This is a genomic window from Flintibacter sp. P01028 (assembly GCF_041925235.1).
GTDB lineage: Bacteria > Bacillota > Clostridia > Oscillospirales > Oscillospiraceae > Lawsonibacter > Lawsonibacter aceti.
Genome location: NZ_JBHEVC010000002.1, coordinates 140,340 through 155,306 on the forward strand (window position 1 = coordinate 140,340; position 14,967 = coordinate 155,306).

17 protein-coding genes are annotated in these 14,967 nt (G+C 57.2%); all 17 read left to right on the forward strand.

The window, feature by feature from the left end:
* Window positions 1-141 precede the first annotated feature (141 nt).
* The 17 genes from ACEVJK_RS04895 to rlmN all read left to right on the forward strand — a co-directional run bounded on the left by ACEVJK_RS04895 (window position 142) and on the right by rlmN (window position 14,941).
* Entirely contained in the window at window positions 142-396 is a 255-nt protein-coding gene (locus ACEVJK_RS04895) for a DUF3343 domain-containing protein (protein ID WP_147572258.1), read from the forward strand.
* On the forward strand, window positions 393-1,517 hold the full coding sequence (locus tag ACEVJK_RS04900) for an aminotransferase class V-fold PLP-dependent enzyme (protein WP_240287762.1): 1,125 nt from the start codon (window positions 393-395) through the stop codon (window positions 1,515-1,517). The genes ACEVJK_RS04895 and ACEVJK_RS04900 overlap by 4 nt, the downstream gene beginning before the upstream one ends.
* Window positions 1,518-1,719: 202 nt before the next feature.
* A complete protein-coding gene (gene cdaA, locus ACEVJK_RS04905) occupies window positions 1,720-2,637 on the forward strand; it encodes a diadenylate cyclase CdaA (protein ID WP_147572260.1) in 918 nt (305 codons plus the stop codon).
* Complete coding sequence (locus tag ACEVJK_RS04910; RefSeq protein WP_147572261.1) at window positions 2,634-3,869, forward strand: YbbR-like domain-containing protein; 1,236 nt, start codon at window positions 2,634-2,636, stop codon at window positions 3,867-3,869. The genes cdaA and ACEVJK_RS04910 overlap by 4 nt, the downstream gene beginning before the upstream one ends.
* Before the next feature lie 17 nt (window positions 3,870-3,886).
* Window positions 3,887-4,309 carry a SoxR reducing system RseC family protein gene (locus ACEVJK_RS04915; protein WP_147572262.1) on the forward strand — a complete coding sequence of 141 codons (423 nt, stop codon included), beginning with the start codon at window positions 3,887-3,889 and terminating at the stop codon, window positions 4,307-4,309.
* Between the two features lie 15 nt (window positions 4,310-4,324).
* The gene (locus tag ACEVJK_RS04920; protein ID WP_374740113.1) at window positions 4,325-5,188 is read left to right on the forward strand and encodes a DUF5685 family protein; all 864 of its coding nucleotides are present in this window, start codon (window positions 4,325-4,327) and stop codon (window positions 5,186-5,188) included.
* Complete coding sequence (locus tag ACEVJK_RS04925; protein WP_186852517.1) at window positions 5,188-5,778, forward strand: J domain-containing protein; 591 nt, start codon at window positions 5,188-5,190, stop codon at window positions 5,776-5,778. The genes ACEVJK_RS04920 and ACEVJK_RS04925 overlap by 1 nt, the downstream gene beginning before the upstream one ends.
* A complete protein-coding gene (locus ACEVJK_RS04930; protein WP_147572265.1) occupies window positions 5,779-6,309 on the forward strand; it encodes a hypothetical protein in 531 nt (176 codons plus the stop codon). It begins immediately after the preceding gene.
* Between the two features lie 32 nt (window positions 6,310-6,341).
* The gene (locus tag ACEVJK_RS04935; protein WP_147572266.1) at window positions 6,342-7,223 is read left to right on the forward strand and encodes a YicC/YloC family endoribonuclease; all 882 of its coding nucleotides are present in this window, start codon (window positions 6,342-6,344) and stop codon (window positions 7,221-7,223) included.
* Window positions 7,224-7,237: 14 nt separating this feature from the next.
* Window positions 7,238-7,513, forward strand: coding sequence for a DUF370 domain-containing protein (locus ACEVJK_RS04940; RefSeq protein ID WP_340405687.1), 276 nt, complete (start codon window positions 7,238-7,240; stop codon window positions 7,511-7,513).
* The gene (gene gmk, locus ACEVJK_RS04945) at window positions 7,510-8,115 is read left to right on the forward strand and encodes a guanylate kinase (protein WP_186852651.1); all 606 of its coding nucleotides are present in this window, start codon (window positions 7,510-7,512) and stop codon (window positions 8,113-8,115) included. The genes ACEVJK_RS04940 and gmk overlap by 4 nt, the downstream gene beginning before the upstream one ends.
* 43 nt (window positions 8,116-8,158) lie before the next feature.
* Window positions 8,159-8,347 carry a DNA-directed RNA polymerase subunit omega gene (gene rpoZ / locus ACEVJK_RS04950; protein ID WP_147572269.1) on the forward strand — a complete coding sequence of 63 codons (189 nt, stop codon included), beginning with the start codon at window positions 8,159-8,161 and terminating at the stop codon, window positions 8,345-8,347.
* A 66-nt stretch (window positions 8,348-8,413) separates the two neighbouring features.
* A complete protein-coding gene (gene priA, locus ACEVJK_RS04955) occupies window positions 8,414-10,879 on the forward strand; it encodes a primosomal protein N' (RefSeq protein WP_374740114.1) in 2,466 nt (821 codons plus the stop codon).
* A 46-nt stretch (window positions 10,880-10,925) separates the two neighbouring features.
* Entirely contained in the window at window positions 10,926-11,429 is a 504-nt protein-coding gene (gene def / locus ACEVJK_RS04960) for a peptide deformylase (protein ID WP_147572271.1), read from the forward strand.
* A complete protein-coding gene (gene fmt, locus ACEVJK_RS04965) occupies window positions 11,426-12,349 on the forward strand; it encodes a methionyl-tRNA formyltransferase (RefSeq protein ID WP_147572272.1) in 924 nt (307 codons plus the stop codon). The genes def and fmt overlap by 4 nt, the downstream gene beginning before the upstream one ends.
* Before the next feature lie 232 nt (window positions 12,350-12,581).
* Window positions 12,582-13,919: a 16S rRNA (cytosine(967)-C(5))-methyltransferase RsmB gene (gene rsmB, locus ACEVJK_RS04970; RefSeq protein ID WP_186852520.1), complete on the forward strand. Its 1,338-nt coding sequence runs from the start codon at window positions 12,582-12,584 to the stop codon at window positions 13,917-13,919.
* Window positions 13,916-14,941: a 23S rRNA (adenine(2503)-C(2))-methyltransferase RlmN gene (gene rlmN, locus ACEVJK_RS04975; protein WP_147572274.1), complete on the forward strand. Its 1,026-nt coding sequence runs from the start codon at window positions 13,916-13,918 to the stop codon at window positions 14,939-14,941. Before rsmB ends, rlmN begins: the two co-directional genes overlap by 4 nt.
* Window positions 14,942-14,967 lie beyond the last annotated feature (26 nt).

Sequence of the window (14,967 nt, forward strand, 5' to 3'; positions counted from 1 at the left end):
GACCATTGTAAAGAGAAAGCAAGTCTGCGGTGTCACCGCCTGAAAAAGAGCATACAATGGAGATGAGAGGGGAACGCAGGCTCCCCTCCCAGCTATTTCCGAGGGGCGGCCGACAGACTGTCCCGAGAAAGGAACCAAGTCATGCTCTATTATCTCATTGTATGCCGCTCTCTGACCTACGCACAGCGGACAGCCGCCGCCCTGGAGCGGGCGGGCATCACGGCGCGGATTCTCCGCTCGCCAAAGAGCGTGGCGGGGGAGGGGTGCAGCCACTCGGTCAAGATATCCCAACGCAGTCTGCCTGACGCCCTCCGGGTCCTCCAGCGGACGAATCTTGAGCCAAAGCGTATCTATATCACCGCCGGGGATGGCAGCTATCAGGAGGTGGAGCTGTGATCTATCTGGACAGCGCGGCCACCACCCTACAGAAGCCGCCCTCTGTGGCTCGCGCCACCGCACACGCCATTGACCACTTGGCCAGCCCTGGACGGGGAGGACATCGGCCGGCTATGGCTGCCGCCGATACTGCCTTCGCCTGTCGGGAGGAGGCGGCTGCCCTCTTTCATGTGACCAGCGTCGATCAGGTGGTTTTTACGTTTAACGCTACCCATGGACTCAATATCGCCATAAAAACCCTGGTCCATCCTGGGGACAGAGTGGTGATTTCCGGCTATGAGCACAACGCGGTCACCCGGCCGCTCCACGCGATTCCGGAGGTGGAAATTTTGGTGGCCCGATCGCCTCTCTTTGACAGGCAGGGAATGATAGACTCCTTCCGCCAGTGTCTGGACCAGGGGGCGGACGCGGCTATATGTACCCATGTATCCAATGTATTCGGTTTTATCCTCCCAATCCAGGAGATCGCGGAGCTGTGCCGGCAGCGGGAAGTGCCTCTGATTGTTGACGCCTCACAGTCCGCAGGCGTCCTGCCGCTGGATATCCAGGAACTGGGCGCCGCCTTTGTAGCGATGCCGGGCCATAAGGGGCTCTACGGCCCACAGGGCACCGGCCTGCTGCTCTGCAACCGTGACCCGACTCCGATTCTAGAGGGCGGGACAGGAAGTGAATCCTTGAAGCAGTCCATGCCCCAGTTCCTGCCTGACCGCCTGGAGGCGGGGACCCACAACATTGCCGGTGTGGCCGGCCTGCTGGAGGGCCTGCGTTTTTTGCGCCGCCGGGACATACGGTGGATTGCGGGACATGAGAGCCGGCTGATCCAGCGGATGGGTAACGGGCTGTCCAGATTGCCGGGTGTGGAGGTGTTCCAGGCGTCTATGCCCAAGGCGCAGTCCGGTGTGCTCTCCTTTCGAATTAAGGGAAGGGACTGTGAGGACGTAGGTGAGGCACTGGGGGACCGAGGATTTGCGCTCAGAGCCGGCCTGCACTGTGCCCCGGAGGCACACCGCACCGCTGGCACTCTGGAAACAGGAACCGTCCGTGCCAGTGTATCTGCCTTTAACACCGAGATGGAAATTGACCGCTTTCTGCGGGCAATTGGAGATATGGTCAGACGTTGAATCATGAAAAAAACGCTTTGAAGTGGGACTCAGGCGAATGAGCTCCGTTTTGAAGCGTTTTTTTCGCCGGAAAAACGGGTAAAAAAGTAACAAAGAAAATTAAAAGAAAATTCATGAATTTTTCTCCGGGAACGCCCCCTTTCGTGTTGCCAACCGGGCGGGAATATCGTATAATAACAAAATAGGAAAATTGCGGCCGGGTATGCGAAGACAGCCGTTGAGAGAGGTGATCCATGTGTTTCAGGATATCACGAGTCTGCTCCAAAATGAGCTTCCGATTATCAGCACCATACGTCTTTTTGATCTGCTGGATATTGCCATCCTCTCTCTGATCATATACAAACTGCTCTGGATGCTCCGGAAAAGCAGCTCCGGACGGGTCTTACGAGGAATCCTGATCCTGCTGGTAGCCATGTGGATCTCCTCGGAGCTCCCACTGACGGCCACCAGTTTCATGCTGAACAAGGTAGTAGAGTGGGGCGTTCTGGTCCTAGTTGTCCTTTTCCAGCCCGAGATACGCCGCTTTTTGGAGCGGATGGGGAGCAGCCGCCTGGGACTGAATTTTTCCAGCAGCAGGGCCACGCCTATGGAGATCGAAACCGCTATTACCCAGACGACCGAGGCATATGCCGACCTTTCCAGAGATAAGGTTGGGGCTCTGATGGTCTTTGAGCGCAAGAATCTTCTGGACGATGTCATTAAGACAGGGACGGCTCTGGACTGCGGTGTATCCAGCGAACTGCTGAAGAACATCTTTTGGAATAAAGCGCCTCTGCATGACGGTGCTGTCATTGTTCGGGAGGGCCGTATCGTGGGCGCTGGCTGTATGCTGCCCCTGTCCGGCAATGTGAACCTGAGCCGCGACCTGGGGATGCGCCACCGGGCAGGGATCGGGATGAGCGAGCATTCGGATGCGGTGGTAGTTATCGTGTCGGAGGAAACGGGCTCCATCTCCGCGGCCGTGGGAGGCATGCTCAAGCGGCATCTGGCACCGGAGACCTTAGAGCGGCTGCTGCGGAACGAGCTGTTGAGCGAGAGCAAGGAGGAGGAGAAGAGCAGCCAGTTCCCTCTGTTGAGCCAGCTCTTTGGCGGAAACAGGAAAGAGGGTGACCGCTCATGATGGGACGACTGAGAGAGAGCAAATGGGTATATGTCCTGCTGTCCGTCCTGCTGGCAGTGCTTTTTTGGTTTTATGTGCGGGCGGAGGTGGACCCCACTCAGCCTTATACCATCCATAATGTGCGGGTAGAGCTGACTGGGACCAATGTATTGACCAGCCAGGGGCTGACCGTGGCTGGTCTGTCCACTGAAACTGTGAACTTACGGATTGAGGCGCCCACCAGCGTGGCGGCCAACCTGCTGAAGAACCGTTCAAATCTCTATATCCCTCTGGATGTTTCCCGCTGTGTGGAGGGGGAGAATGAGTTAAGCTACAAGCCCAGCTATCCCGCCAATGTCAATGTGTCTGATGTGACCTTGCAGGAGCAGGACCCGGCGACCATTATCGTAACAGTGGATAAACTCTATACAAGCTCTTTTGACGTAGAGTTTCAACTGAAAGGGCAGGTGGCGGAGAACTATCAGATGGGCACCGCGGCTGTGAGTCCGGAAAGTGTGACCGTCAGCGGCTCGGTAGAGCAGGTCAGCCAGGTCGCCAAGGTGGTTGCCATCCTTGAGGATGAAAATTTGGACGAGCGCTTTGCCGGAGATCTTCCTCTCACCCTGCTGGACCGGGAAGGGAATCCGCTGACTGATCTGGATGTCACCCTCAGCGCGGACTCCGCCTATGTGGTGGTTCCTGTGGTGGTGCAGAAGGATGTGGGTCTGACGGTCAATGTGATTCCTGGCGGCGGAGCCACAGCGGATGACGCGGTTATCGAGATCGAGCCGGATATCATTACCGTGACCGGACCTGAAACAGATATAGAGGGTCTGGAGGAGATATCTCTGGGCAGTGTCGATCTATCCAAGGTCGTGGGGACGAAAGAGTATACCTTCCCCATCACACTGGACCCTGGATTAGAGAATGTCAGTGGGATTACCTCTGCTAAAGTGACTGTTAAGGTAGATGGCTTGTCAACTGCTACCTTCGAGGTGGGCAACATTACGGTAAGCCAGCCGCCGGATGGATATACGGCCGAGGCGGTCACGCAAAACCGTACAGTGACTATCCGGGGTAGAACGGAGGATCTGGAAAAGATCGATGCCAGCCAGATCCGGATCGTAGCGGACGTGTCGGAGGTGACCACCACTGGGCTGATCCCGGTCACCGCCCGAGTCTATCTGGACGCCGGCGGGAGCGTAGGGGTCATCGGGGATTATTCCATTGTAGTCAATGTGAGTCGGAGCTAATTTGGAGGCAAAATACCATGGTTCAGAACGCAATCGTAAAACAGCGGATAGGTGAGGGAGTGGTCCAGGTCTCCCTCCTGCGGCAGATGGAGTGCGGACTTCACTGCGATGGAGCCTGTGCTGGCTGTACCCAAAAACCCACGCAGGAGATCCTGGCGTTGGCCAGCGATCCCATTGGGACCAAGCCCGGCGATGTGGTGGAGGTTGAACCCACGTCTGGGCACAACATCAGCACCTCCGTGGTGGTGTTCCTGCTGCCCTGCGTTGGGTTAGGTGCGGGTTATATGCTGGGCCAATCCCTTCTGCATCTGGGCGATATTGCCGCTCTGGGGACCGCGTTGCTGGGACTGGTACTCGGCTTTGTTCCCGCGTGGCTGATTAACCGGGCAATCCTCCGCAGCAAGGCCCCTGAATTTGCTGTTTTGAAGCTGCTCCATTAAAGACGGAAACGTGCAGTGTTTGGATATGTAAGGCCCTGCCGCCCGGAGATGAAATGCAGGGAGTTTGACCTGTACCGGGCAACCTACTGCGGCTTGTGCCGCTGCTTGCGCCGGCGCTATGGGTTGCTGGCCCCTATGTTCCTGAACTTTGATTTCACCTTTCTGGCTCTTCTGCTGTGGGAGCCGGAGGAGCGTTTTACTCCCTGTCAGGGGCGGTGCCACGCCAATCCTCTGGTCAAAAAGCCCATGTGTCCTGACAGCGAGGCGCTGGAGTTGGCGGCGGATGAGAGTGTCATCCTGGCATGGTGGAAGCTGCGGGATTCGATCAAGGACGAGGGCTTTTGGAAAGCCATGCCCGCGAGAGGACTTTCCCTTCTGCTGCGTCCATCTTACCAGAAGGCTGCGGTTCGCTGTCCTGCCTTTGACCAGCAAGTCCAGGACAGCCTGGTGGAATTGGAACAGCTGGAGCAGGCGAGTTGTCCTTCGATGGACCAGTCGGCCGATACCTTTGCCCGGCTGCTCCAGGGAGCGGCATCGAAAGAGGGAAAACAGGACCGGGTGTTATCCCAACTGCTCTATCAGCTTGGGCGATGGATCTATTTGGTGGACGCGAGGGACGACATGGAGGAGGACCGGGCAGCCGGGCGGTATAACCCGGTGATAGCCCGATTTGGCCCCCAGGGGGATGATGAAAACTTAAGGCGTACCTTAGACCATTCCCTGGGGCTGATGGGCGCTGCTCTCCAATTAGGGGAGTTTGGCTGCCGAACCCCGATTTTAGAGAATATCCTGTACCTGGGGCTGCCTATGGTGCAGCGGGCTGTCTTTGATGGCAGCTGGCGAGAGATAAAAAAACAAAAGATTTGGAGTAACAACTGATGAGAGATCCGTATAGCGTCTTAGGTGTGGACCAGAATGCCAGCGATGAGGAGATTAAGAAAGCTTACCGTGAGCTGGCACGAAAATACCACCCCGACAACTATCAAAACAACCCTCTGGCAGATCTGGCGGAAGAGAAGATGAAGGAGATCAACGAGGCCTATGACGCCATCACCAAGAGCCGTGCCGGTGGTGGCGGCTATCAGCAGTCCTCCGGGAGTTATAGCCAGCAGAGGTCTTATGGCGGCTCCGCAAACCCCACCTTTGCCCAGATCCGCAATCTGATTAACGCCGGTGATCTCCAGACCGCGGAACGCCTTTTATTGGAGGTGCCCCAGAAAAACGGGGAGTGGTATTTCCTCTCCGGCAGCATCGCCTACCGCAAGGGATGGCTAGATGAGGCCATGCAGAACTATTCCATGGCGGTCCAGATGGAGCCCAACAATATGGAATACCGCCAGGCTCTGTCTATCATGCAACGTGGCAATGTGGGTTATCGCCCCTATGGCTATACCAATACAGTAGACGGGATGGACTGTTGTACCTCAATGCTGTGTCTGAACTGTCTGTGTGGGGGAGGACACTGCTAAATGTCACGTCGGGATCGTGAACAGAGCGTTAGAATTGCTCTGGGCGGTATGCTGGGGGCGGGGAGCCTGGTCATTTTATGGCTGGCCTGTATCGTACCTTCGGGCTGGCTGGGTCTTACAGCTGTGGCTGGCCTGTTTCCAGTGACTGCGACATTGTATGCTGGCCGCGCGGCTGGCTATATGTGCTGGGCAGCAGGTTCCTTGCTGGGACTGGTCCTGCTGCCAAATAAGGGGATACCTCTGCTCTATCTGGTGTTTCTGGGCCTCTATCCGGTGGTAAAGAGCCGCATCGAGGGATTGCGCCGTGGAGCGGTAGAGTGGCTCCTGAAGCTGATTTTCTTTAATGCTGCTTTGATCCTGTGCTGGTTTTTATTTCAGGGATTGCTTCTCCCTGACCCGCCCCAGTGGCTGGAGGAGGGAATCGCTATCTTTTTTGCTGGGGGAAACCTGGTATTTATCTGTTACGACATCGGCCTATCCAGGCTCATCGGTTTGCTGGGACATCGTCTGAGTCGGGGAGGCAGGCGTTGAGCTATAATCCATATCAAGGAGAGTGACCTGATTTGGTCAAGAGCATGACCGGTTACGGCCGGGCGGAGGAGACGGTCAACGGCTGCACAATCACAGTGGAGCTGCGCTCCGTCAATAACCGCTATCTGGACTGTAATGTCCGCATTCCAAGGCTGTATCTGTTTTCTGAGGATGCCATCAAGACACGGGTGCAGAGCGCCATTTCGCGGGGAAAGGTAGACGTATTTGTCACGATGGACAGCACGGGCGCCGACGATATACAGGTGTCGGTAAACAGGCCCCTGGCCGCCCAATACGCCGCTGCTCTGAGAGAGCTGGCAGAGTTTTGCGGCGCGGGCTCCTATCATATTACCCCTGAGACACTCTCGCGTTTTCCTGAGGTGCTGTTGGCCCAAAAGGCGGAAGAGGATGTAGAGCAGATGGCAAAAGACATATGCGCGGTCCTGGACCGGGCCTTGGCTGATTTTGACCAGATGCGCACCCGAGAGGGGGGACGGCTTAGGGAGGACATTCTGGCCCGTGCCGCCTTGATTGAGGAGAAGGTGGGGGTGGTGGAGGCGCGTTCCCCTCAGACTGTTTCCGAGTATCGGACCAGGCTGGAGAGTAGGATGAACGAGGTGCTGTCCAACACCCAGCTCGATCCGGCGCGCATCCTGACAGAAGCCGCGATCTTTGCGGACAAGGTGGCCGTGGACGAAGAAACTGTGCGGCTGCGCAGCCACATCGAACAGCTCCGGGAGATGCTGGACAAGGGTGGAGCGATTGGACGGAAGCTGGATTTCTTGATTCAGGAGTTCAACCGGGAGGCCAATACCATCGGATCTAAATGCAGCGATATTGACATCGCCCGTCAGGTGGTCGATATCAAGGCGGAGATTGAAAAGATTCGGGAGCAGGTCCAGAATATCGAATAAGGAGGAACGGCGCTGTGAAGCTGATCAATATCGGATTTGGCAGCCTGATTTCCGCCCAGCGGCTGCTGGCGGTCATCGCGCCGGAATCAGCCCCGATCAAACGCATGATCCAGGAGGCCCGAGAGCGGGGCGTACTCATTGACGCCACCTATGGGCGTAAGACCTGCTCCGTGCTGGTAATGGACAATGACCATCTGATTTTGTCCGCTCTTTCGCCCGATGATGTGGCCAGCCGGCTGGAAGGAGAAAAGGCGGACAGACAGGAAGAGGAGGGGGCCACATGGCCATAAAGAAAGAAAAGGGGCAACTGATCGTCCTCTCCGGGCCCTCTGGTGTGGGCAAGAGCACGGTGATCGCTGAACTATTGGGACAGCGCCCTGACATCTATTTCTCTGTGTCCTACACCACCCGTCAACCCCGTGTGGGGGAGCAAGATGGGGTCAATTATAACTTTGTAGACCGGGCTGAGTTTGAGCGGATGATCGCCGCCCAGGAGCTGCTGGAATATGCCGAGTATGTCAATAACTACTATGGGACCTCACTCAAGGTAATACGGGAGAAGCTGGCGGCCGGCATTGATGTGCTGCTAGATATCGAGGTTCAGGGAGCGGCCAAGGTAAAGGACCAGTGCCCAGACGCACTGTCCATCTTTATCATTCCGCCCTCCTTTGAGGAGCTTTCCCGACGTCTTCACGGCCGGAATACCGACAGTGAGGAGGTTATCTCCGGGCGTCTGGAAAAGGCTCGGATCGAATTTCGGGAGATACCGAATTATGACTACCTGGTGATCAACGACAAGGTGTCAAATGCGGTTTATGAAATCGAGTCCATCCTGACCGCCGCCCAATGCCGGGTGGAGAACCGGAGCGGTATGCTCTCCCAGTTTATCTGAGCGAAAAAGTTTTAACGATTATGGTTGAAAAGGGGTTTTTATCATGATGCTCTATCCCGCTATGAAGGATTTACTGAAGAAGGTGCCCAGCCGCTATGAGCTGGTAAACGTTGTGGCCTGCCGGGCCCGCAAGATCGCCAGCGAGGCGGAGACGGCTGGTGTGCCGCTGGACGACAAGCCGGTCAGCATTGCCATCCGGGAGGTGGCGGAAGGAAAATTGGACCAGGAGTAAAGGGAGAGAAAGCAGGCGAAGGGGAACCTTGCGCTTGCTTTCCTTGTGATAGGGGGTGGTCGGACCGTGGGACGGAAAATCGCAAAAGTCGCTGTTTCCAGGGCCGTCTACGCTATTGATAAGCCCTATGACTACTGGATCCCCAAGGAGTTGGAGAAGGAACTGGTGCCTGGTATGCGGGTGCTCGTCCCTTTTGGAAGCGGAAACCGGGGGACGGACGGCATTGTCCTCTCCATCCGTGAGGAGGGGGAGGGTGGCCCCTCTCTAAAAGCCATCCAATCTAAGTTAGATGATGCGCCGGTGCTGGACTATAAAGGGATCCAACTGGCCCTTTGGATGCGGGAACGCTGTTTCTGTACGATGTATGACTGCGTCAAAGCCATGCTGCCGGCAGGGCTCTATTTCTCACTCCGGGATCAGGTAGTGGTCCAGGGAGACAAGGAAGCGGCCTATCAGACGGCGGAGGGGGCGGCCCTGGCGGTACAGCTCTTGGACCTGCTGTATGACTGGGGCGGAAGGGGAGATATGGAACAGATCCGTATGGCCTTCGGCCCCAAGGATCCCAATCCGGCGATCCATCTTTTGGTGGAGAGAGGCGCGGCGCGGCTGGAAACAAGTACACGCCGGGGCGTAGGGGATAAGCGGGAGAAGCTGGCGGTGTTGGCGGTCCCCACGGAGGACGCTATGGCGATGGTCACGCCCAAGCGAAAGACGGCTCCCCTTCGATACTCCGTAACCGAACTGCTGTGTACACTGGGTGCGGCTTCGGTCAAAGAGTTGTGTTATTTCACCGGGGCTTCTATGCCTACCATAAAATCCCTAGAAAAAAGTGGAATATTGACCTTGGAGGAGCGGGAGGTGTTCCGCCGCCTGCCTGCCATCCAGGTGGAGCCGGCCCAGCCCCTGGTGCTCAACCGGGAACAGCAGGAGGCGTTTGAGGGGCTTGACCAGCTGCGCCGGAGCGGTCAGCCGGCTGCCGCGCTGCTCTATGGTGTGACAGGCAGCGGCAAGACACAGATCTATATCCGACTGATCCAGGAAACCAGAAAGCAGGGGAAAACAGCGCTAGTCCTGGTGCCGGAGATCGTTCTGACACCGCAGCTGCTAAGAATATTCACTTCTCACTTTGGGGATCAGATAGCCGTCCTTCACAGCTCACTTCGGGCGGGGGAGCGGTATGACGAGTGGAAGCGGGTACGTGAAGGAACAGCTACCGTGGTCATTGGCACCCGGTCCGCTGTCTTTGCCCCTCTGGACAACATCGGCGTCATCATCCTGGATGAGGAGCAGGAGACCAGCTATAAATCAGAAAATGTTCCACGGTACCACGCCCGAGATATTGCGAAATACCGCTGTGTCCAGCACGGGGCTCTGCTGGTGCTGGGCTCCGCTACTCCTTCTGTGGAGAGCATGTACCATGGGCAGGAGGGGACATACCACCTGTTCCAGCTGAAGAACCGCTATAACCAGCACCCGCTTCCACAGGTTATCCTGGCCGATATGAAGCAGGAGCTGCGTCAAGGCAACGCCTCCGCCATCAGCTCCGTGCTCCGGCGGGAGCTGGAAGAAAATCTAGCGCGGGGCGAGCAGTCGATTTTGTTCCTCAACCGCCGGGGAGCCAGCCGAATGGTCTCCTGCGGAGAGTGCGGGCAGGTGCCTGAGTGCCCCCGGTGCTCAGTGAAGCTGACCTATCACTCGGCCAACGGCCGGCTCATGTGCCATCACTGCGGCTGGTCCCAGCCCCTGCCCCCGGTGTGTCCCTCCTGCGGAGGACTGCTGAACTTTATCGGGGTGGGGACCCAGCGAGTCCAGGAGGAGCTGGAGACGCTGTTTCCAGGCACGCAGGTCCTGCGGATGGATACGGATACAGTTTCAGCGGCCCACCCCCATGAGGAGCTGCTGGACCGCTTTCAGAAGGAACGGATTCCCATTTTAGTGGGGACTCAGATGGTAGCCAAAGGTCTGGACTTTGAAAATGTGACTTTGGTTGGGGTCATCGCTCCCGATTTGTCCCTGTATGTGGACGACTTCCGGGCTGGGGAACGCACCTTCTCTCTGCTGACCCAGGTCGTAGGCCGCGCAGGGCGGGGGGACAAACAGGGGCGAGCGGTCATCCAGACCTTTACCCCGGAAAACGATGTGATCCGATGTGCCGCAAGCCAGGATTATGACAGTTTCTACCAGTCCGAGATCCTGCTGCGTCGGCTGCGGGGCTACCCGCCTTTTCAGGATATTATCGTACTCACCGCCTCCAGTGTGGATGAGGTGGCTGTCCTGCGGTGCTGCGACCGACTGCGGCAGGCGCTTGATCAGGAGCTGAAGCGATACGCTCCGGGCGGTTGGCAGGTGCTGGGTCCGGCTCCGGCTGCGGTTGCGAAGGTGAATAACCGCTACCGTTATCGCCTGACTTTGACTGGCCCCTGTACCAGAGAAGTCCGTAGATTGATTGCTCATCTCATCCGGTCCGTCCATCAGGATAAGGACAACCGGGGGGTGTCCGTGTATGGAGATTGGGATCCCTATCAGAGTTAGACTTGGGCTTTGAGGCCCCGACAGAAGAATAAAAGGAGAAAATAACATGGCGATTCGTACGATCCTAACCAAGGGCGATCCGGCCCTGAATAAGATGTGCCATCCCGTCACCAAATTTGACCAGAAGCTGTGGGAGCTGCTGGACGACTTGAAGGAGACGCTGGCAAAGGCCAACGGCCTTGGGCTGGCCGCTCCTCAGGTGGGCATCCTGCGCCGTGCGGTCATCGTGGTGAATGATGATGGAGAGATGCTGGAGCTGGTCAACCCTGAAATCGTTGACCAGAAGGGCGAACAGGACGGACTGGAGGGCTGCCTGTCTGTCCCTGGACTGTGGGGCTATGTGAAGCGGCCGGCTTGGGTTAAAGTAAAGGCCCAGGACCGGGATGGAAACTGGTTTGAGGTGGAGGGACAGGAACTCACCGCCCGCTGTTTCTGTCACGAGTTGAGCCATCTGGACGGCCATCTGTACACGGAACTGACGGACAAGCTCTATACTAACGAGGATTTGGACCAGATGATGTCGGAAGAGGAGCAGGAGGAGCGGGGATGAGGATCGTCTTTATGGGCACTCCAGACTTTGCTGTTCCCTCCCTAGAGGGGCTGATTTCCGCGGGACATGAGGTGTGCGGGGTGTTCAGCCAGCCGGACAAGCCGGTTGGGCGGCACCAGAACAAGCTTCAGCCTACACCGGTCAAGTCCTGCGCCGCAGCTCATGGGATCCCGGTCTACCAGCCTACCAAGCTTCGGGATGGCACAGCATTAGCCCAGCTCAGGGAGCTGGCACCGGAGCTGGTGGTGGTGGCCGCCTATGGCCGTATCCTACCTGACGATATCCTGGCTCTGCCTCCAATGGGCTGCATCAATGTCCATTCCTCTCTGCTGCCCAAATACCGGGGGGCTGCCCCCATCAACTGGGCGGTGATTCGTGGGGAAAAGGAAACGGGTGTGACCATTATGTATATGGCCGGGGAACTGGACGCCGGGGATATCATCGCCCAGGAGACAACCCATATCGACCCGGAGGAAACGGTAGAGAACGTCCACGACCGGCTGGCTGACCTGGGTGGGCGGCTGCTGGTCCAAACTGTGGCGGAGCTGGCTGCCGGGACCGCCCGGCGGATCCCTCAGGACCACAGCCAGGCTACGCTGGCTCCTATGCTGTCCCGAGAGCTCTCTCCCATCGACTGGAGCAGGAGCGGGTGGGACATCCATAACCAGATCAGAGGGCTGGTGCCATGGCCCGCCACCTCCACGGACATCTTTTCTGCGGAGCCAGTCAAAGTGTTCAAGTCCACCCTTCTGGACCAGGGGACGGACAAACAGCCTGGTACAGTGGTCGCCGCGGGGAAGGAAGGCATCGATGTGGCCTGTGGGGACGGAAGGCTCCTCCGTATCCTGGAGCTGCAGGCTCCTGGCGGCAAGCGTATGTCCGCCGCCTCCTATTTGGCTGGCCATCCCATTCACCTGTGATCGAAAAAGGAGAAACGCCATGGGAGCGGTCATTTATCATGGCATTTGCCAATTTATAGGGAGACTTGCCTGTATTTTATAGTCATCCCGGCTGCTATGATAGGAGGACCTGATTGGCATTCTGTTGTTAACGCTGAGAGAAATGGTAAGAAAGTGAGAGAAAACGAAGTTTTTCTCAAGTTTTCCCCTCCTTTTTCTTTCAAGAAAAAAAGAAGAAAGGCCGGTGAGAAGCATGGACGCACGCGAGGTATCGTTGCAGGCGCTGTATGCCTGCTACAAGCAAGGGGGCTGGTCGGATGGTGTGTTGAAGAAACAACTAGCTCAACACGGAGCGGACAGACGGGATGCGGCCCTTGCCACCCAACTGTGCTTTGGCGTGCTTCAAAATCAGATGCTGCTGGACTTTTATCTGTCCCGGTTTTCCAATATTCCCCTGAAGAGGATGGAGGAAAAGGTGGTACAGGCCCTGCGCTTGGGGGCATACCAGCTTCTCTTTCTGGATAAGATTCCCCAGAGCGCGGCGGTAAACAGCTCGGTGGAGCTGGCCAAACGGCACTGTAAAAACCCAAGGGCGGCGGGGATGGTAAATGGTATTTTGAGGGCGTTGGTCCGAAGTCTGGACGATCTTCCCACGGTACCTCAGCGGGACCCCACCTCTTATCTGTCTATTTTGTATTCCCATCCGGAGTGGATGGTAAAGGAATTTCTCTTGGCCATCGGGACAGGGGAAACATCCAAGCTGCTTGCAGCAAATAATAGCCAGCCACCTATGTCCGTTATGGTGAACACAACAAAGATTACGGCCCAGGAGCTGCAGGATAAGCTGGAGGAGGCGGGGGTGGAGGCACGACTCCACCTATGGCTGAACGACTGTCTGCTTTTGGCCCGGACGGGTAATCTGGAGGAGCTTGATGCCTTTCAAAAGGGTCTGTTCTATGTGCAGGACCCAGCGTCCCGGCTGGCCGTCCTCGCCGCAGGCCCCATCTCCGGCATGAGGGTGCTGGACTGCTGTGCCGCCCCCGGAGGAAAGTCCTTCGCTGCGGCGATTGCGATGGAAAATTGTGGCCAGGTCATTTCCTGCGACCTTCATCCCCATAAAAAGAAACTCATCCAGGCCGGCGCGGACCGGTTGGGTCTGGACATCATTACTCCACAGACCGCCGACGGCAAAGTATTTCACCCGGAGTGGGAGCGTGCCTTTGACCTGGTACTGGTAGACGCCCCCTGCTCCGGGCTGGGTGTCATCCGTAAAAAGCCGGATATCCGCTACAAGGACCCGGCACCTTTGGAGGGACTTCCAGAGATCCAGCTGGCCATCCTGTCCAATGCGGCCCGGTATGTACGGCCCGGCGGGACGCTGCTCTACTCTACCTGCACGCTTCTCCGTCGGGAGAACGAGGAGGTCATTGGGACCTTTTTAACAAGGGACAGCTCCTTCCAAAAGGAGCCCTTTGTACTGCCTGACCCAGTAGGAGCGGCCCCGGAGGGGATGATAACCCTGTGGCCACATCGCCACGACACCGACGGATTCTTTATTTGCAAGCTTCGGAAGGGGGAGGATTCCCTTTGATCGACCTAAAATCCATGACACTGGAGGAGCTGACCGCTTGGCTCCAAGAGCAGGGAGAGCCCGCCTTTCGGGGAAAGCAGGTCTTTCGTTGGTTCTACCGGGGGGCCACCTCCTTTGGGGAGATGAGCGACCTGTCCAAGCCCCTTCGTCAAAAGCTGGAGGAGCAGTGCTTTCTGTCCAAGCCCAAGGTGGCCCGGAAGCAGGTTTCCGCCCTGGATGGGACGATCAAATACCTCTGGGAGCTGGCCGATGGCAACTGTATTGAAACAGTTTTGATGCGGTACAAGCATGGAAATACGGTATGTATCTCCTGTCAGGTGGGCTGCCGCATGGGGTGTGCCTTTTGTGCCTCTACCCTGGCTGGAAAGGTCCGGGATCTGACTCCGGCGGAGATGGTGGACCAGGTCCTGTTTACCCAGATAGACAGCGGTGAGCCAATCTCCAACATCGTTCTGATGGGCATCGGGGAGCCATTGGATAACTATGACACGGTGATGAAGTTCCTCACCCTGGTCAACCATCCCGACGGATTGAACATTGGGATGCGGCATATCTCTCTGTCCACCTGCGGCTTGGTAGACAAAATTGACAAATTGGCCCAGCGTGGGTTACAATTAACACTATCCGTTTCCCTCCACGCGCCCGATGACGAGACGCGGTCGAAAATCATGCCAGTAAATCGGGGCATAGGGGTGGAAAGGCTGATGGATTGCTGTCGCCGGTATTTCCAGACCACCGGACGGCGGATCTCCTATGAGTACGCCATGATCGACGGAGTTAACGACTCTGACCAACAGGCCGACCGGCTGGCCAGCCTGCTGAAGGGAACACCCGGTCATGTGAATCTAATTCCTCTCAACGACGTGGAGGAGAGTCCTCTGAAACCAAGCAGGCGAGTGGCGGCTTTCCAGAAGCGGCTGGAGAGCCAGGGGGTTACCGTCACCGTCCGGCGCAAGCTGGGGGGAGATATCGACGCCTCCTGCGGCCAACTGCGGAGAAAGGCCATGAGAGAGGAAAATTGACGAAGCGGTGCCGGTGGTGTACCGCT